This window comes from Mycobacterium branderi (genome assembly GCF_010728725.1).
GTDB lineage: Bacteria > Actinomycetota > Actinomycetes > Mycobacteriales > Mycobacteriaceae > Mycobacterium > Mycobacterium branderi.
This window is the reverse complement of record NZ_AP022606.1, coordinates 2,940,062-2,957,501: the sequence shown is the minus strand read 5'-3', so window position 1 is coordinate 2,957,501 and position 17,440 is coordinate 2,940,062. Positions and strand designations below refer to the sequence as shown.

Below are 17,440 nucleotides of genomic sequence, written 5' to 3'. Positions count from 1 at the left end.
GATGCGACGCCTCCCCCGCCTTCGACTGTGCCGGCGCTAGCCTGAAGTGACGCCATTCCAGCTAACGGAGGCACCATGAACGCCCGACGGAGCGGGTCGACGGCGGACCCGCAGACAGCCGGCAACGGCAAACCCAAAGCGTCCGCTCGCGCGTTGGCGCATGTCATCGAACGTGCGTCCCGGTCGCAGGGACCGGCCGCCAAGGCCTACGTGGACCGGCTGCGGCGCGCCAGCGCGGGGGCCGCACCGGCCACCGTCGTCGCGAAGCTGGAGAAGCGTTACCTCGCCGCGGTGATGGCCAGCGGCGCCGCGGTCGGTTCGGCGGCGGCGCTGCCGGGGGTCGGCACGCTTGCCGCGCTCTCTGCAGCCGCCGGGGAGACCGCCGTGTTCCTCGAGGCCACCGCGTTCTTCGCGTTAGCCGTCGCCGCCGTGCATGGCGTCCCGATCGAGGACCGGGAGCGCCGCCGCGCCCTGGTGCTGTCCATCCTGGTCGGCGACGACAGCAAGCACGCGCTCGCCGAACTGATCGGGCCGGGCCGCACCAGCGGCGCGTGGCTGTCCGACGGGGTGGCGTCGCTGCCGATGCCCGCCGTGTCGCAACTCAACTCGCGGTTGCTCAAATACGCCGTCAAGCGCTACACGCTGCGGCGCGGAGCGCTGCTGTTCGGCAAGCTGCTGCCGGTGGGAATCGGCGCACTGGTCGGGGCGATCGGCAACCGGTTGGTCGGCAAGAAGATCGTGCGCAACGCCCGCAAGGCATTCGGCGAGCCCCCGGCACGCTGGCCGGTGACGCTGCACCTGCTGCCGACGGTTCGCGACGCGGGTTAGCGGCAAAGAGCTAGCCTTTATGGGGCGGCCATCGTCAAGTCCGCCGCAGCTGGGAGTTGCGCCGGCACAGCAGGCGCAGTTGAGGGGCAAGTGTCGTGAGTAGCGGGCTTGCCAGACAGAGGAATCGAGGCGAGCAGCTGCCGTGAGCAGTACGAGTTCACCATTCGGTCAGAACGAATGGCTGGTCGAGGAGATGTACCGCAAATTCCGCGACGACCCCTCCTCGGTCGACCCGAGTTGGCATGAGTTTTTGGTCGACTACAACCCCGAGCCGACCACCGACACCGGTGACGGCAAACCGGCTACCACGGCTACCGCCGCCCCCGAGCCGGCGCCGGCGCCCAAGCCCGCCGCGCCACCCGTCACCACCGCCACCCCGGGCAACGGCGCAACCACCGCACCGGTGACGTCCGCCAAGCCGGCCGGTCCCCCGCCCGCCGAGGGCGACGAGGTCCAGGTGCTGCGCGGGGCCGCCGCCGCCGTCGTCAAGAACATGTCCATGTCGCTGGATGTGCCGACGGCCACCAGTGTCCGGGCCATCCCGGCCAAGCTGCTGATCGACAACCGGACCGTCATCAACAACCAGCTCAAGCGCAACCGCGGCGGCAAGATCTCGTTCACCCACCTGCTGGGTTACGCGGTGGTGCAGGCGGTCAAGAAGTACCCGAACATGAACCGCCACTTCGCTGTGGTCGACGGCAAGCCCAGCGCGGTCACTCCGGCGCACACCAATTTGGGCCTGGCAATTGACCTGCAGGGCAAGGACGGTAAGCGCTCGTTGGTGGTGGCCGGGATCAAGCGCTGCGACACAATGCGCTTCGCGCAGTTCGTCACCGCGTATGAAGACATTGTGCGACGGGCCCGCGACGGCAAGCTGACCGCCGAAGACTTTGCCGGCGTGACGATTTCGCTGACCAACCCAGGCACCATCGGCACCGTGCACTCGGTGCCGCGGCTGATGGCCGGCCAGGGCGCCATCATCGGCGTCGGCGCCATGGAATACCCGGCCGAATTCCAGGGCGCCAGCCCGGAACGCATCGCCGAACTCGGGATCGGCAAGCTGATCACGCTGACGTCGACCTACGACCACCGCATCATCCAAGGCGCGGAATCCGGCGACTTCCTCCGGACCATCCACGAAATGGTGCTGTCCGACAGCTTCTGGGACGAGATCTTCCGTGAGCTGTCCATCCCGTATGAGCCGGTGCGCTGGCGCCCGGACAACCCGGACTCGATCGTCGACAAGAATGCCCGTGTCGTCGAGTTGATCGCGGCCTACCGCAACCGCGGTCACCTGATGGCCGACACCGACCCGCTGCGGCTGGACAACACCCGCTTCCGTTCCCACCCCGACCTCGACGTGCTGACCCACGGGCTGACGCTGTGGGACCTCGATCGGGTGTTCAAGGTCAATGGCTTTGCGGGCGCAGAGTACAAGAAGCTGCGCGACGTGCTGTCGGTGCTGCGCGATGCCTACTGCCGGCATGTCGGTGTGGAGTACACCCACATCCTCGAACCCGAACAGCAGAAGTGGCTGCAGGAGCGGATCGAGGTCAAGCACGACAAGCCGACCGTCGCCCAGCAGAAGTACATTCTGTCCAAGCTCAACGCCGCCGAAGCGTTCGAAACCTTCCTGCAGACCAAATACGTTGGGCAGAAGCGTTTCTCGCTGGAGGGCGCCGAGACCGTCATCCCGATGATGGACGCCGCGATCGACCAGTGCGCCGAACACGGTCTCGACGAAGTGGTCATCGGCATGCCGCACCGCGGGCGGCTCAACGTGCTGGCCAACATCGTGGGCAAGCCCTACTCGCAGATCTTTTCCGAGTTCGAGGGCAACCTGAACCCGGCACAGGCGCACGGCTCCGGCGACGTCAAGTACCACCTCGGCGCGACCGGCGTCTACATACAGATGTTCGGCGACAACGACATTCAAGTGTCGCTGACCGCCAACCCGTCGCACCTCGAGGCCGTCGACCCAGTGCTGGAGGGGCTGGTGCGGGCCAAGCAGGATCTGCTCGACAAGGGCCTCGGCGACGACGGCTTCTCGGTGGTGCCGTTGATGCTGCACGGCGACGCCGCGTTCGCCGGGCAGGGTGTGGTGGCCGAGACGCTGAACCTGGCTTTGCTTCCCGGTTACCGGGTGGGCGGCACCATCCACATCATCGTCAACAACCAGATCGGCTTCACCACCTCGCCGGAACACTCCAAGTCCAGCGAATACTGCACCGACGTCGCGAAGATGATCGGGGCGCCGATCTTCCACGTCAACGGCGACGACCCCGAAGCCTGCGAGTGGGTGGCGCGGCTGGCGGTGGACTTCCGGCAGAAGTTCCACAAGGACGTCATCATCGACATGCTGTGCTACCGCCGCCGCGGCCACAACGAGGGCGACGACCCGTCGATGACGAACCCGTACATGTACGACGTGATCGACACCAAACGCGGTGCGCGCAAGAGCTATACGGAAGCGCTGATCGGTCGCGGCGACATCTCGATGAAGGAAGCCGAAGACGCGCTGCGCGACTATCAGGGCCAGTTGGAGCGGGTGTTCAACGAGGTCCGCGAACTGGAAAAGCACGGCGTGCAGCCCAGCGAATCGGTGGAGTCCGACCAGATGATTCCCGCGGGGCTCTCGACGGCGGTGGATAAGTCGCTGCTGGCGCGTATCGGGGATGCCCACCTGGCGATGCCGGAAGGGTTCACCGTGCACCCGCGCGTCAAGCCGGTCCTGGAGAAGCGCCGGGAGATGGCCTACGAGGGCAAGGTCGACTGGGCGTTCGCCGAGTTGCTGGCGCTGGGTTCGCTTGTGGCAGAAGGCAAGTTGGTGCGGCTCTCGGGTCAGGACACTCGGCGCGGCACGTTCTCGCAACGGCATTCGGTGATCATCGACCGGGTGACGGGTGCCGAGTTCACCCCGCTGCAACTGCTCGCCACCAACCCCGACGGCAGCCCAACCGGCGGCAAGTTCCTGGTGTACGACTCACCGCTGTCCGAATACGCCGCTGTCGGTTTCGAATACGGCTACACGGTGGGCAACCCGGACGCATTTGTGATGTGGGAGGCGCAGTTCGGCGACTTCGTCAACGGTGCGCAGTCGATCATCGACGAGTTCATCAGCTCCGGCGAGGCCAAGTGGGGGCAGCTGTCCAACGTGGTGCTGCTGCTGCCGCACGGGCACGAAGGCCAGGGTCCCGACCACACGTCGGGCCGCATCGAACGCTTCCTGCAACTGTGGGCGGAGGGTTCGATGACGATCGCGATGCCGTCGACCCCGGCGAACTACTTCCACTTGCTGCGCCGGCATGCACTCGACGGCATCCAGCGGCCGCTGATCGTATTCACGCCGAAGTCGATGCTGCGCAACAAGGCCGCGGTCAGCGACCTCAAGGACTTCACCGAGATCAAGTTCCGCTCGGTGCTCGAAGAACCGACCTACGAGGACGGCGTCGGCGATCGCGGCAACGTCAAGCGGATCCTGTTGACCAGCGGCAAGCTGTACTACGAATTGGCCGCCCGCAAGGCCAAGGACAACCGCGACGACGTCGCGATTGTGCGCATCGAACAGCTGGCGCCGCTGCCGCGGCGGCGGCTCAACGAAACGCTGGACCGCTACCCGAACGTCAACGAGTACTTCTGGGTGCAAGAAGAACCCGCCAACCAGGGCGCATGGCCGCGGTTTGGCCTGGAGCTGCCCGAAATGGTGCCGGACAAACTGACTGGCATCAAACGGATTTCACGTCGCGCGATGTCGGCGCCGTCGTCAGGTTCGTCGAAGGTGCACGCCGTCGAGCAGCAGGAGATCATCGACCTGGCCTTCGGCTGATCTTGTTTCGCGGCGAGCGTGCGTGTTTGTCCACGACACGCCGCGGGGGTGCGGCATTCTGTGCACGCTCGCGGGGTCGCTGGCCGCGGTACCCCAGGTACCGGCTAGCCTCATCGAGAGCTAACTGAGTAAGGAGTCTCCATGGAGGGGTTTGCCGGGAAGGTGGCCGTGGTCACCGGCGCCGGTTCGGGAATCGGCCAAGCGCTGGCCGTCGAGCTGGCCCGTTCGGGCGCCAAGTTGGCGATCAGCGACATCAACACCGAAGGGCTGGCGCAGACCGAGGAGCGCCTCAAGGCCATCGGCGCGCCTGTCAAGGCGGACCGCCTCAACGTCGCCGAGCGCGAGGCCTTCCTGGTCTACGCCGACGCGGTCAACGAGCATTTCGGCAAGGTGAACCAGATCTACAACAACGCCGGGATCGCGTTCACGGGCGACATCGAGGTCAGCCAGTTCAAGGACATCGAACGGGTGATGGACGTCGACTTCTGGGGCGTCGTGAATGGCACCAAAGCCTTTCTGCCGCACCTGATTGCCTCCGGCGACGGGCACGTCGTCAACGTCTCCAGCGTTTTCGGGTTGTTCTCCGTGCCGGGGCAGGCGGCCTACAACTCGGCCAAATTCGCCGTGCGCGGCTTCACCGAGGCGCTGCGGCAGGAAATGATCCTGGCTGGCCATCCCGTGAAGGTGACCACCGTGCACCCCGGCGGCATCAAAACCGCGATCGCCCGCAACGCCACCGCCGCCGAGGGGGTAGACGTCAACGAGCTGACCGAGTTCTTCGACAAGCGCCTGGCCAGCACCAGCCCGCAGCGAGCCGCGCGGATCATCCTGGAAGCAGTGCGCAAGAACAAGGCCCGGGTGCTGGTCGGTCCGGACGCCAAGGTGCTTGATCTGCTCGTGAGGGCGACTGGTTCTGGCTATCAGCGGCTGTTCTCGGCGGTGATGGGCCGCGCGATGCCCTCGACTCGCTGACCAGCGCAGGACGAGCAAGCGGCAAAGGCAACTAGCGCCCCAAGGGGTGTTCACCGAGCCACGCGTCGGCCACCGCCTGCGGGTCGGCCCCCTTGGCCACCTGCCGCCGCATGTCGACCAGCGCGGCGGTGTCCAACACACCGGCCACCTCGTTGACGGCTAGCAGCTGGCGGTCGACCAGCTCGTTGCGGCGATACAGCGGCACCACGTTCTCGGCCTGCACCAGCGCCGGCTTCCCGTCGCCCAGCACCACCAGATCGCCGGGCACGTCGGGATCAGCCGTGGTTGTCCACGCCGCGGTAAGCTGCCCGGCCCGCAGCGCAGCGAACATCGTTGCGTCGTCTCGGAATTGGCGTGCAGCGGGCAGATGGCATCGGCTCACCGCGGTGGGAGTTTGGCTGCCGCCGGTCGCCCCGACAACCAGGCCGTCGCAATGGCGGGGCAACAGGCTTAGTTCGGTGCCGCCCCACGCTTTCGCTGTCGACTGGGTGACCGCCAGCGCGGGTTTGTCCTCCGCGGCGGTCGCGTAGTCGCCGGCGGCGATCCCCTCAGGCAGCACGCCGATCATCGCCCGGTAGACCTGTTCGTCGGAGCGCACCTTGGCGCCCGGCTCGAACACCTGTAACACCTGCCCGGTGAACCCGGGTACGACGGTGAAGTCCCCGGAATCCAGCTTGCTCAGCGGGTCGGGGGCGGGCTCGCTGCGCGCCGGGAAGCCATACGACCGCAGCGCCCCGACATAGATGTCGGCGAGCAGCACCGACGCAGCGTCCGCGCGAGAACCGACGACCAGCTCTCGCGCGTGGTGTTGCATATCGCCGCAGGCGGCCAGCGCAACGGACGCGGCGAGCGCCAGCGCGGCAAACTTGCTGGCGGTCACTCGGCGGTATCGGCGGCTGCTGCCACCGCGGCCGCCACCGCCGGTCCCACCCGCGGGTCCAGCGGGCTCGGCACGATCCGGTCCGGCGCGAGGTCGTCGGCGACGACCGAGACGATCGCCTCCGCCGCAGCCACCTTCATCGCCTCGGTGATCCGGCGAGCGCCGGCGTCCAGCGCGCCGAGAAAGACCCCGGGGAAGGCCAGCACATTGTTGATCTGGTTGGGAAAATCGCTGCGGCCGGTGGCGACGATCGCGGCGTGCCGGGCCGCCACGTCGGGATGGATCTCCGGATCGGGGTTCGACAGCGCGAACACGATGCCGTCGGGAGCCATCGTTGCGATCAGCTCCTCGGGAACCACGCCGCCCGACACACCCAGGAACATGTCGGCGCCCTTGAGCGCCTCGACCATGCCGCCGGTGAGGCCGTCGGGATTGGTGGACCGCGCCAGGTCGGCCTTGATGGTGGTCAGGTCGTCGCGCCCGGGGTGCAAAATCCCACGCGAGTCCAGCAACGTGATGTGTGAAATGCCCACGGACATCAGGATTTTCGCGCATGCCAAGCCCGCCGCGCCGACACCGGAGATCACCACCCGCAGCGAGGCCATGTCGCGGCCGAGCACCTTGGTCGCGCCGATCAACGCCGCCAGCACCACGATCGCAGTCCCGTGCTGGTCGTCGTGCATGACCGGGCAGTCCAGCGCGTCGATCAGGCGGCGTTCGATTTCGAAGCACCGCGGCGCGGAGATGTCCTCGAGGTTGACCGCGCCGAACGTCGGCCGCAACCGCACCAAGGTGTCGACGATCTCGTCCGGGTCCTTGGTGTCCAAGACGATCGGGATCGAGTCCAGGCCCGCGAACGCCTTGAACAGCGCGCACTTGCCCTCCATCACCGGCAGCGCTGCCGCGGCGCCGATGTCGCCGAGACCCAGGACCGCGCTGCCGTCGCTGACCACGGCCACCAGGCGGTGCGCCCAGGTGTAGCGAGCGGCCAGTGTGTGGTCGGCGGCGATCGCGCGACTGACCTGTGCCACGCCCGGGGTATAGGCGATCGACAGCGCGCGTTGGGAGTCCAGCGGGGCCCTCAACTGCATGGAAAGCTTCCCGGCTTGGTGCGCCTCGAAGATCTCCTCGTCCTCTAAGACGATGTGTGGGCCTGGTTCGGACACGTCCCTGAGCGTACTGCGGCTCAGATCAGGCCCAGTTCGGTGACCGCCTTGCGCTCGTCGGCGAGCTCGGCGGTCGACTTGTCGATTCGCCCACGGGAGAAGTCGTCGATCTCGAGCCCGCCCACGATGCTCCAGTCGCCGCCCTTGGTGGTCACCGGGAACGACGAGATCAGGCCCTCCGGCACTCCATAAGACCCGTCGGACACCACGGCCATCGACACCCAGTCGCCGTCGGGGGTGCCCAGCAGCCAGTCCCGGGCGGCGTCGATGGTCGCTGACGCGGCCGAGGCGGCCGACGAGGCGCCGCGTGCGTCGATGATCGCCGCGCCGCGCTTGGCGACGGTCGGGATGAAATCGTTCTCGATCCAGGACTGATCGCCCACGACCTCGGCCGCATTCTTGCCCTTCACCTCGGCGTGGAAGATGTCGGGATACTGCGTGGCCGAGTGGTTGCCCCAGATCGTCATCTTCTTGATGTCGGTCACCTTGGCGCCGGTTTTCTTCGCCAGCTGCGAGATCGCGCGGTTGTGGTCCAGCCGGGTCAGCGCGGAGAACCGCTCCTTGGGGATGTCTGGCGCGTTGCTCATTGCGATCAGCGCATTGGTGTTGGCCGGGTTTCCGGTCACGCCGATGCGGACGTCGTCGGCGGCAACCTCGTTGAGCGCCTTGCCCTGGGCGGTGAAAATGGCCCCGTTGGCCTCCAGCAGGTCGCTGCGCTCCATGCCCGGGCCGCGCGGCCGCGCGCCCACGAGCAGCGCTAAGTTGATGCCGCTGAAGATCTTGTTGGGGTCCGCCCCGATCTCGACGCCGGCCAGCAGCGGGAACGCGCAGTCGTCGAGCTCCATGACCACACCCTCGAGCGCCTTGAGGGCAGGCTCGATCTCGAGCAGCCGCAGCTCGATCGGGCGGTCCGGGCCCAGCAGCGAGCCGCTCGCCAGGCGGAACAACAGGCTGTAGCCGATCTGGCCGGCGGCGCCGGTGACGGCGACCTTGAGGGGTGTTGTGCTCACGTCGGTTGCTCCTTGGGCAGTATTGCGTCGCGTCGAAACTAGCGCACGGATGCCGGAGACAAACCTCGGGTCGCCCGCAGCGGCTCACAGGTGTTGATCTGCCAGGACGCGTAGCATTGCCGACGCTTGGCCCGTGCTGCGCTGACGACGGAGGTGATTCGATGCCATCGTTTCGCGCGTTATCGCCATCACTGCGACCGGCCGCCCGGCCGAAGGCCGCCGCGCCGGGCACACCGCCCGTCGCCTCGCCCGTCGAGCACGTCATGGTCGACTGCGGCGTCTACGTCGACGGCGAGCGGCTGCCCGGTCCCTACACGCACGCCGAGGCGCTGGCCAAGGTACGTGAGGTCGAACAGGCCGGCCGGGAGGCTTTCGTCTGGATCGGCTTGCACGAACCTGACGAAACGCAGATGAAAGACGTCGCAGACGTTTTCGGCCTGCACCCGCTGGCCGCCGAGGACGCCGTGCACGCCCATCAGCGGCCCAAGCTGGAACGCTACGACGAGACGCTGTTTTTAGTTCTCAAGACCGTGAACTACGTCCCGCACGACTCGGTGGTGCTGGCCCGCGAGGTGGTCGAAAGCGGCGAGATCATGATCTTCGTCGGGAGGAACTTCGTGGTCACCGTCCGCCACGGCGAACACGGCGGGCTCTCCCAGGTTCGCAAACGCATGGACGCCGATCCGGGTCACCTGCGGCTGGGCCCCTACGCGGTGATGCACGCGATCGCCGACTACGTGGTGGACCACTACCTCGAGGTGACCAATCTCATCGAGACCGATATCGACAACCTCGAGGAAGTCGCGTTCACGCCCGGCCACAACATCGACGTCGAACCGATCTATCTACTCAAGCGCGAAGTCGTCGAATTGCGTCGGTGCGTAAGCCCGTTGTCGGTGCCGTTCCAGCGGATGCAGACCGAGCACAAGGACCTGATCTCCAAGGAAGTCCGGCGCTACCTGCGCGACGTCGCCGACCACCAGACTCAGGCCGCCGACCAGATCACCAGCTACGACGAAATGCTGACCTCACTGGTGCAGGCGGCGCTGGCTCAGGTCGGCATGCAACAGAACATCGACATGCGCAAGATATCGGCCTGGGCAGGCCTTGCGGTGGTGCCCACGATGATCGCCGGGATCTACGGGATGAACTTCGACTGGATGCCCATACTGAGTTGGAAATGGGGTTATCCGGTGGTGATGGTCTTCATGGCGACGGTGTGTCTGCTCTTGTACCGCAACTTCCGGCGCAGAGACTGGCTCTAGTTTGGCGAGCAGACAGAGAATCGCGTTACCGCAGGCGAATTCATGCGATTCTGCGTCTGCTCACGCAGAAGAAGCGCGGCGGTTCGGATCCAGGACGTCGACGCCGTCGGCCTGCCATGCCTGCCGCATGGCATCGGCGCCTTTGAGGCGCACCCACGCCGCCTCGGTCGCCGTGATCGGCGTCGCCGAGAGAAAGGTCACCGGCTCGCGGGGAGGCTCCAGCGGCAACTCGCCGATGTCGCTGCGGCCCAACAACACCGCGGTGAACGGCGCGGGCCCCGCCCACAGCGGCGAGCCGAGGTCGATCAAGGCGTCCGGCACCAGCACCACACCCTCGACCGCCGGCGCTGCCGCGACCACGGCCAAGCTGCGAGCCAACCCGGTGATCGGCCGGGCCCATGGTGGCGACCCGCTGCGCCCGGCTTCGCCGCGCTTGCGATCGCCACTCGGATCACGCAGGCGCAGAACGACTTCCGCACGCGGACCCCGCAATGGATCGGCCAGAACAGCTGTCGGGTCGACCATCGGATGCCGCGAACAACCCAGCGACACGTAGTGCACTATTCCGTCGCTGTCCGGCGGGAATCGCAGCACCTCGATGGGCTCGGTGCCCAGGAAGGTCACGCGCGCGACATCGGGCTCCGCGTCGGCGAACTGCGCGCGCAGGTGTTTACGGACTTCAGCCAGAATCTGTGTCACTCGGTGGAACCGTCAGGTTGACACCGGAATCGGCGTCGAAGATTGCCAATTTCAGTGTGTCGAAAGCTAATTCGAGCGACTGCCCTTTTGCGGCCTTCGACGCCGACGGGACCCGCGCCACGAATTCGTGCTCGACGCCGTCGGATTCCTCTTCGGCCAGTTGCTTCGAATGCACGGCCGCGCCCTCGGTGGTGAAGTACACGTATTTGTCGGCGCCCAGCGACTCGACCATGTCGACCTTGACCTCGAAAAGCAACGCGCTGAGGCGCTGATAGGCGTCGATCAGCGCGGCGTCCTGCAGATGCTCCGGCCGGATGCCGACGATGATGTTCTGCGGCGTCGGGTGCGCTGCGAGCACGTCGTGGACCGGCTGGGTCAGCGTCACCTCGCCGAACGGCAGGCTCACGCCGGTGGGCGTCATGGTGGCGGGGAAGAAATTCATCGCAGGCGAGCCGATGAAGCTGGCCACGAACAAGTTCGCCGGCCGCTCGTAGAGCTCGTCGGGAGTGCCGATCTGCTGGGCCACGCCGCCGCGCATCACCACCACCCGGTCACCCAACGTCATGGCCTCGGTCTGGTCGTGAGTGACGTAGACGGTGGTAGTGCCCAACCGTCGCTGCAGACGGGCGATCTCGCCGCGCATCTGAACTCGCAGCTTGGCGTCCAGGTTGGACAGCGGCTCGTCCATCAGGAATGCCTTGGGATGACGCACGATCGCGCGGCCCATCGCCACCCGCTGGCGCTGACCACCCGACAACTGCGAAGGCTTGCGATCCAGAAAATCGGTCAAGTCAAGGATTCTCGCGGTTTCCTCGACCTTCTGGGCGATCTCGGCCTTCTTCATCTTGGCCAGCGTCAGCGGGAAGGCGATGTTCTGGCGCACCGTCATATGCGGATACAGGGCGTAGGACTGGAACACCATCGCGATGTCGCGGTCCTTGGGGGCTTTCTCGTTGACCCGCTCGCCGCCGATCCGCAACTCCCCCGACGAGATATCCTCCAGCCCGGCAATCATATTCAGCGTCGTGCTCTTGCCGCAGCCCGAAGGCCCGACCAGGATGAGGAATTCGCCGTCGGCGATGGTAATACTCAGATCCTTTACGGCCGTCGCGCCGTCGGGGTAACTCTTGGTCACCCGCTCCAACACAATCTCGGCCATCGAGCTATCCCTTCACAGCGCCAGACGTCAATCCGGCAACTATCCGTCGTTGGAAGATTAGAACAAAAACGATGATCGGGACGGTAATGACCATCGCACCGGCCGCGATTGATCCGGTTGGCTCCTCGAATTGCGAACTTCCGGTGAAATTGGCAATGGCCACCGGGGCGGTGATCGCGGCCTTGGTCGCGGTCAACGACAGCGCGAGCAGCAGGTCGTTCCAGGCGAAGATGAACACCAGGATGGCCGCAGTCACGATTCCCGGCGCCGCCAGCGGCGCGATCACCTTGCGGAATGCCTGGCCCGGTGTGGCGCCGTCCATCTTGGCCGCCTTCTCCAGATCCCACGGGATCTCCCGGAAAAACGCCGACAGAGTGTAGAGGGCCAGCGGCAGCGCGAAAGTGATGTACGGGATGATCAGCCCCGGCCAGGTGTCGAACAGGCCGACGCTGCGTTCGATGTCGAATATCGGTGTGACAAGCGAAATTTGCGGAAACATCGCGATCAAAAGCGCCGCGCCGATCAACAGCCCTTTGCCGGGAAAATCCAGCCGCGCCACCGCATAAGCAGCCATGGCGCCGATGACCACTGCGATCACGGTGGTAATCGCGCCGATACCAATCGAATTGACCAACGCCGAGCTGAAGAAGTTTCCGTGGAAAATAGCGCGATAGTTGTCGAACGTCACCGACGACGGGATCAGCTTGCCGTCTTTGACCGTTGACGTCGGCTTGAGCGACAGCGACAAGATCCACAACACCGGGAACAGCGCATAGATCACCACCAGCGCGTCGGCCACCACCCAGGCGGTCGCGCGCCGTGTGCCGATCCGCTCAGCCACGGCCATCACCGCCCGGTGCGGCGGCGCCGAACACCTTGACGAAGACGAACGCGATGATCGCCACACTGAGGAAGATCAGCACCGAGATCGCCGAGCCCAGGCCAACATTGAAGCCTTTGAACAGGTTGTCATAGCCGAGCATCGACACCGAATCGGTGTTGTTGGAGCCGCCGGTGAGCACGTAGATGTTGTCGAAGATCCGGAAGGCATCCAGGGTGCGGAACAGCAGCGCCACCAGGATCGCCGGTTTGATCAGCGGCAGGATGACTTTGAACAGCCGTCGCCAGGCACCCGCGCCGTCGACCTGCGCGGCCTTGAGCAGGTCGTCGGGCACCAACGCCAACCCGGCCAGCAGCAACAGGGCCATGAACGGCGTCGTCTTCCAGACCTCGGCGAGCACCACGATGCCCAGCGACGGAATCTGCTGGGTCAGCGGCGCGCTGCCCTGCGGAAGCAGGTTGGCCAGATACCCGGTGCCCGGCGTCCAGGCGTAGTACCAGCTGTACGACGCGGCCACCGTGACAATGCCGTACGGGATCAGCACCGCCGCGCGCACCACGCCCTTGCCGAACAGGCTCCGGTGCATGATCAACGCCAACGCCAAGCCCAACACGAACTCGAGCGACACCGAAACCACGGTGATCGCCAGCGTGACCACGAACGCCGTCCACCACAACCGGTCGGTCAAGATGGTCTGGTAGTTGGCCAGACCGACGAACTTGGCGTCGCCCGGTGTGGCAAAACCGAAGCGCTGCAAGCTCAACCACACCGCGTAGCCGATCGGGTACGCCGTCACCGCCAGCATGAGAATCACCGCGGGCGCCACCAATGCAAACGCCAACCGGCGCTCCGAGCGCCGGCCCTCGGTCGCGGTCATGGGATCAAACCCTTACCGTCGATGGCCTTCTGCACCTGCTCGGTGAGCGCGTCTGCGGTCTTCTCCGGATCGATGGCGGTAATCGGGGCCAGCGTCGCCGAGATCCGGGTGGACACCGCTTGGTACAGCGGTGTCTCCGGGCGCACGGCTGCGTCGGTGAGTTGTCGGCGAATCACGTCATACATCGGGTACTTCGCCTGGAACTGCGGGTCGGAATACAGCGACGCGCGCACCGCCGGCAGGCCGCCTTCGATCGAGACGTATTTCTGGTTGGCCAGACTGCGCAGGCAGCGCACCGCCTCGAAGGCTTGCGCCTTGTGGCGAGTCGTCTTGGCCACCGCCAGGTTCAATCCGCCGATCGTCACCTTGGCCGGCCGACCGGACTGCACACCCGGATAAGGCGCGAAGCCGAGCACCGACTTGGCGGCCTCGTAGGCCGCACGGAACTGCTCGTCGGTCGGATCGAAATTGCCCACGCTGTCCATGCTGCCCGCCAGGTCCGCACGCCGATTCAGCGGCAGGAACGCCACACCGCCCTTGATGGCGTTCTCGAGCATGGAGGACAGCACGAACGGCCAGTTGACCTCCAGAGCGGCTTTGGCTTGCTCGAGCGCCAATCGCGCTGCGCCCTCGTCGGTCTGGGTGATCGACGGGTCCGCGCCGGGCGCGGTGGCCACCGACTTCAGGGTCTGCAGCGCCCGGACGGTCGCCGCGCGGTGGGCCGCGGTGTCGGTCAGCGTGACGGCCTTGCCGTCGTCGGACAGCACCTGGCCGCCGGCACTGACCAGCAGCGTGTTGAACCACACCACCAGCCCCTCGTATTGCTTGGCCTGCACCGCGATCCAGCTCGGTTTGCCGGCGTCGTGCAGCCGCGTCGCCTCGGCCACCATGCCATCCCAGGTGGTCGGTGGTTTGTCCATCAAATCTGCGCGGTACCAAAGCAATTGGGTATTCGTCGTCAGCGGTGACGCGTAGAGCTTGTGTCGACGGCGGGCGGTCGCGAGCGGGCCCGGGAGCGTGTCGGCGGTGGCGTCGGCCTCGGCCCGGCCGGAGGGGTCGTCGGACAGCGGCAGCGCCCAGCCCGCGTCGGCGAACTCCGCGGTCCACACCACGTCGATGGCCATCACGTCCAGGGTGCGGTCGTTGCCGGTGAGCCGGCGGGCCAACTGCAGCCGCTGGTCGTCCGCCGATCGGGGCAGGCTGAACTGCCGGATGGTGAACCGGCCGCCGAGCTGGTCGGTGCAACGCCGGGCGAGCGCAGTGAGTGTCGCGGCTTCGTTGGCCGGCGTGTAGAGGCTCACCACCACACCGGTGTCGGACGATCCGCACGACGAAACCGAGGCGGTGGTCAGCGCCGCCAGCACGGCCGCGGCCAGTTGGCGTGCCCGCCCGCGACCAACCACGGCACCCGCCTTTCTCTCGTCGCCCGCGGCAGAACGGTAGAGCCGGCTACACGTGAGATGCAACACGCCCGGTATGCATGCCACGGTCGTGAGGGGTCAGATCGCCAGGCGGGCGAGCAGGTCGCGGGCTTTCTCGGCGTTTTGCGGATCGCACAGCACGTCGTAGCGGCCGGCGACCAGTTGCATCGTCGAACTGAAATCCCGGGTGCCACGCGCCATCGCATAGGGCACCGCCGACGTGATCAGGCCGAAGAAAACCCCGGCGATCAGACCGGTGGCCAGCGCCGCCCACGGGTTGGGGCTGAAAAACCCCAGCACCAAGCCGATGAACAGCCCCAACCAGGCGCCGCTCAAGACGCCGCCACCGAGAACCTTCGGCCAGGTCAGCCGGCCGGTGACCCGTTCGACCTGCATCAAGTCGACACCGACGATCGTTACCTGCTGCACCGGAAATGCTCGCTCGGACAGGTAGTCGACGGCTCGCTGCGCTTCCGCATAGGTGGGGTACGACCCAACCGGCCAGCCTTTGGGCGGGGTCGGCAGTCCGGGTGCGCCACGCCGCCCGGCCGCCGGGGTGGCGGGTGTGGAGCCGGGAACCTGTCCGGGCTGGTAAGGGCTGGTCATGCTGTTATTCTCCTCTGCCGACGTGCCGGGTGGCAGCGGGCCGCCTTCGATCTTCTACCAGCACATACGGTAGAGGCTCGCGCCGCAGGCGGGCTCTGCCAGTCCGGGCCGCCCGTCGCCCGCATCGTTTAGGTTGAACGCCATGACAGTTCCCGGCGGCGAGTTCGGCGAGCGAGCGCCAGACGGGCCCAACCAGCCGCCGGCCTACCGGCCGCCCGGTTATCCGCAGGGCGGCTACGACGGCTATCCAGAACAGCCCGGAACCAACACCCTGGCGATAGCTTCCTTGGTCGCGTCGCTGGTCGGCCTGCTGTGCGGCGTCGGCTCCATCGTGGGCATTGTGTTGGGCACCGTCGCCGTCAACCAGATAAAGCAGACTCGGCAGCAGGGTTACGGCCTGGCCGTCACCGGCATCGTGGTCGGCATCGGGACCCTGGTGGTCGGCATCGTTTTCTTCATGACCGTCCGGTTGCGCTAGTGACCGGCCCCAACCAGCCGTACCCGGGCGAAGAGCAATACCCGTGGAACCCCGTCGACCCCAACCCGCCGGTGAACTATCCGGTGTATCCGCCACCACCGCCGTATCCGGGTGGTCCGTTCGGGTACGGCGGCCCACCGGGATACCCCTACGGCCCGGCAGGAACGAACGGTCTGGCGATCGCGTCGCTGACCACGTCGATCGCCGGCATCTTCCTGGGTGTACCGCTGACGTTCTTCTGCTACCTCGGTTTGCTGATCCCGCTGGTCGGCGTCGTGCTGGGCGTCGTCGCGCTCAACCAGATCAAGCACACCCACCAACAGGGCCGCGGGCTGGCGATCGCCGGCATTGCGGTGGGTGCGGCCATCTTCGCGCTGCTGGTGCTGGCCATCATCGGGCTTTTGTTTGTGGGCCTGAGCATCATGACCCGCTCTTGAGTTAGGCAGGCGGAACGAACGGATCCGACCGGCGCTGCATGCCCGCCGCGCGTCCCTTGGCCGCGATCACCAATGCCATTTTGCGGCTGGCCTCGTCGATCATCTCGTCGCCGAGCATCACCGCGCCGCGGGCGCCACCGGCACTCGAGGTGTGCCATTCGTACGCTTCCAGGATCAGCTCGGCGTGGTCGTACTCGTCCTGGCGCGGGCTGAAGATCTCGTTGCCGGCCGCGATCTGGTCGGGATGCAGGACCCATTTGCCGTCGTAGCCCAGCGCCGCCGACCGGCCCGCCACCCGCCGGAAGGCCTCGACATCGCGCACCTTCAGGTACGGCCCGTCGACGGCGGCGATGCCGTGCGCGCGCGCCGCCACCAGAATCGTCATCAGCGCGTGGTGGTAGGCATCGCCGACGTCGTAGCCCTCGGGCTGCTCGCCGACGACCAGCGTGCGCATGTTGAGGCTGGCCATCAGGTCCGCCGGACCCAGCACCAGGGCCTGCACCCGCGGGACAGCAGCGATCGCGTCAACGTTGAGCAGGCCGCGGGCGTCTTCGATCTGCGCGTCGATGCCGATGCCGCCCACCGGGAGTCCGTGGATGGTTTCCAACTGGGTCAGCAGCAGATCCAGCGCGGTGACATGCGAGACGTCGGAAACCTTCGGCAGCACAACGACATCGAGTTGCGGGCCCGCGGCCGAGACCACCTCGATGACGTCGGCGTGGGTCCACGGCGTCGTCCAGCCGTTGACTCGCACGCCACGCAACTGCCCGGCCCACCCCGGCTCGGCGAGCGCAGCGGCCACCCGGCTGCGGGCCGGTTCCTTGGCGTCCGGTGCGACGGCATCTTCGAGGTCGAGAAAGACCTCGTCGGCCGGCAATCCCTTGGCCTTGTCGATCATCTTCTGGCTACTACCGGGAACCGACAGGCAGGTCCGGCGGGGTCGATAGGCGTTATTCACCGTTTCACTCCTACAGT

At 66.5% G+C, this 17,440-nt stretch carries 16 protein-coding genes; 6 read left to right on the top strand and 10 right to left on the bottom strand.

Annotated elements, in window-relative coordinates; translation table 11 throughout:
* Positions 1-75 precede the first annotated feature (75 nt).
* The 3 genes from G6N47_RS15130 to G6N47_RS15120 all read left to right on the top strand — a co-directional run bounded on the left by G6N47_RS15130 (position 76) and on the right by G6N47_RS15120 (position 5,626).
* Positions 76-828 carry a hypothetical protein gene (locus G6N47_RS15130; protein ID WP_083132583.1) on the top strand — a complete coding sequence of 251 codons (753 nt, stop codon included), beginning with the start codon at positions 76-78 and terminating at the stop codon, positions 826-828.
* Positions 829-970: 142 nt separating this feature from the next.
* Positions 971-4,654, top strand: coding sequence for a multifunctional oxoglutarate decarboxylase/oxoglutarate dehydrogenase thiamine pyrophosphate-binding subunit/dihydrolipoyllysine-residue succinyltransferase subunit (locus G6N47_RS15125; protein WP_083132582.1), 3,684 nt, complete (start codon positions 971-973; stop codon positions 4,652-4,654).
* A gap of 141 nt (positions 4,655-4,795) precedes the next feature.
* Positions 4,796-5,626 (top strand): SDR family NAD(P)-dependent oxidoreductase, encoded by an 831-nt coding sequence (locus tag G6N47_RS15120; RefSeq protein ID WP_083132581.1) that lies wholly within the window; start codon positions 4,796-4,798, stop codon positions 5,624-5,626.
* A gap of 31 nt (positions 5,627-5,657) precedes the next feature.
* On the opposite strand, the gene G6N47_RS15115 is transcribed toward G6N47_RS15120, so the two are convergent.
* The 3 genes from G6N47_RS15115 to G6N47_RS15105 form a co-directional block, all read right to left on the bottom strand.
* On the bottom strand, positions 5,658-6,506 hold the full coding sequence (locus G6N47_RS15115; RefSeq protein WP_372517467.1) for a glycine betaine ABC transporter substrate-binding protein: 849 nt from the start codon (positions 6,504-6,506) through the stop codon (positions 5,658-5,660).
* Positions 6,503-7,597, bottom strand: coding sequence for an NAD(P)-dependent malic enzyme (locus tag G6N47_RS15110; RefSeq protein WP_083132646.1), 1,095 nt, complete (start codon positions 7,595-7,597; stop codon positions 6,503-6,505). Before G6N47_RS15110 ends, G6N47_RS15115 begins: the two co-directional genes overlap by 4 nt.
* Positions 7,598-7,692: 95 nt before the next feature.
* Positions 7,693-8,682, bottom strand: a complete 990-nt coding sequence (locus G6N47_RS15105; RefSeq protein ID WP_083132580.1) for a malate dehydrogenase — start codon at positions 8,680-8,682, stop codon at positions 7,693-7,695.
* Between the two features lie 161 nt (positions 8,683-8,843).
* Here G6N47_RS15105 and corA point away from each other — a divergent pair, with 161 nt between their 5' ends.
* The gene (gene corA, locus G6N47_RS15100; RefSeq protein ID WP_083132579.1) at positions 8,844-9,947 is read left to right on the top strand and encodes a magnesium/cobalt transporter CorA; all 1,104 of its coding nucleotides are present in this window, start codon (positions 8,844-8,846) and stop codon (positions 9,945-9,947) included.
* 60 nt (positions 9,948-10,007) lie between these two features.
* Here the strand turns inward: corA and G6N47_RS15095 are convergent, their stop codons facing one another.
* From G6N47_RS15095 to G6N47_RS15070, 6 genes are all read right to left on the bottom strand, one after another.
* Entirely contained in the window at positions 10,008-10,646 is a 639-nt protein-coding gene (locus G6N47_RS15095) for a suppressor of fused domain protein (protein ID WP_083132578.1), read from the bottom strand.
* Positions 10,627-11,805, bottom strand: coding sequence for an ABC transporter ATP-binding protein (locus tag G6N47_RS15090; protein WP_083132577.1), 1,179 nt, complete (start codon positions 11,803-11,805; stop codon positions 10,627-10,629). Before G6N47_RS15090 ends, G6N47_RS15095 begins: the two co-directional genes overlap by 20 nt.
* 4 nt (positions 11,806-11,809) lie before the next feature.
* Positions 11,810-12,634 carry a carbohydrate ABC transporter permease gene (locus G6N47_RS15085; RefSeq protein WP_139799567.1) on the bottom strand — a complete coding sequence of 275 codons (825 nt, stop codon included), beginning with the start codon at positions 12,632-12,634 and terminating at the stop codon, positions 11,810-11,812.
* 4 nt (positions 12,635-12,638) lie between these two features.
* Complete coding sequence (locus tag G6N47_RS15080; protein ID WP_083132576.1) at positions 12,639-13,523, bottom strand: carbohydrate ABC transporter permease; 885 nt, start codon at positions 13,521-13,523, stop codon at positions 12,639-12,641.
* Positions 13,520-14,926: an extracellular solute-binding protein gene (locus G6N47_RS15075; protein ID WP_083132575.1), complete on the bottom strand. Its 1,407-nt coding sequence runs from the start codon at positions 14,924-14,926 to the stop codon at positions 13,520-13,522. The genes G6N47_RS15080 and G6N47_RS15075 overlap by 4 nt, the downstream gene beginning before the upstream one ends.
* 96 nt (positions 14,927-15,022) lie before the next feature.
* Complete coding sequence (locus G6N47_RS15070; protein ID WP_083132574.1) at positions 15,023-15,550, bottom strand: general stress protein; 528 nt, start codon at positions 15,548-15,550, stop codon at positions 15,023-15,025.
* 142 nt (positions 15,551-15,692) lie between these two features.
* On the opposite strand from G6N47_RS15070, the gene G6N47_RS15065 reads away from it, so the two are divergent.
* Positions 15,693-16,028, top strand: coding sequence for a DUF4190 domain-containing protein (locus tag G6N47_RS15065; protein ID WP_083132573.1), 336 nt, complete (start codon positions 15,693-15,695; stop codon positions 16,026-16,028).
* Complete coding sequence (locus tag G6N47_RS15060) at positions 16,028-16,465, top strand: DUF4190 domain-containing protein (RefSeq protein ID WP_083132572.1); 438 nt, start codon at positions 16,028-16,030, stop codon at positions 16,463-16,465. The genes G6N47_RS15065 and G6N47_RS15060 overlap by 1 nt, the downstream gene beginning before the upstream one ends.
* Before the next feature lies 1 nt (position 16,466).
* Here G6N47_RS15060 and G6N47_RS15055 read toward each other — a convergent pair whose 3' ends face one another.
* Positions 16,467-17,423, bottom strand: coding sequence for an HpcH/HpaI aldolase/citrate lyase family protein (locus tag G6N47_RS15055; protein ID WP_083132571.1), 957 nt, complete (start codon positions 17,421-17,423; stop codon positions 16,467-16,469).
* Positions 17,424-17,440 lie beyond the last annotated feature (17 nt).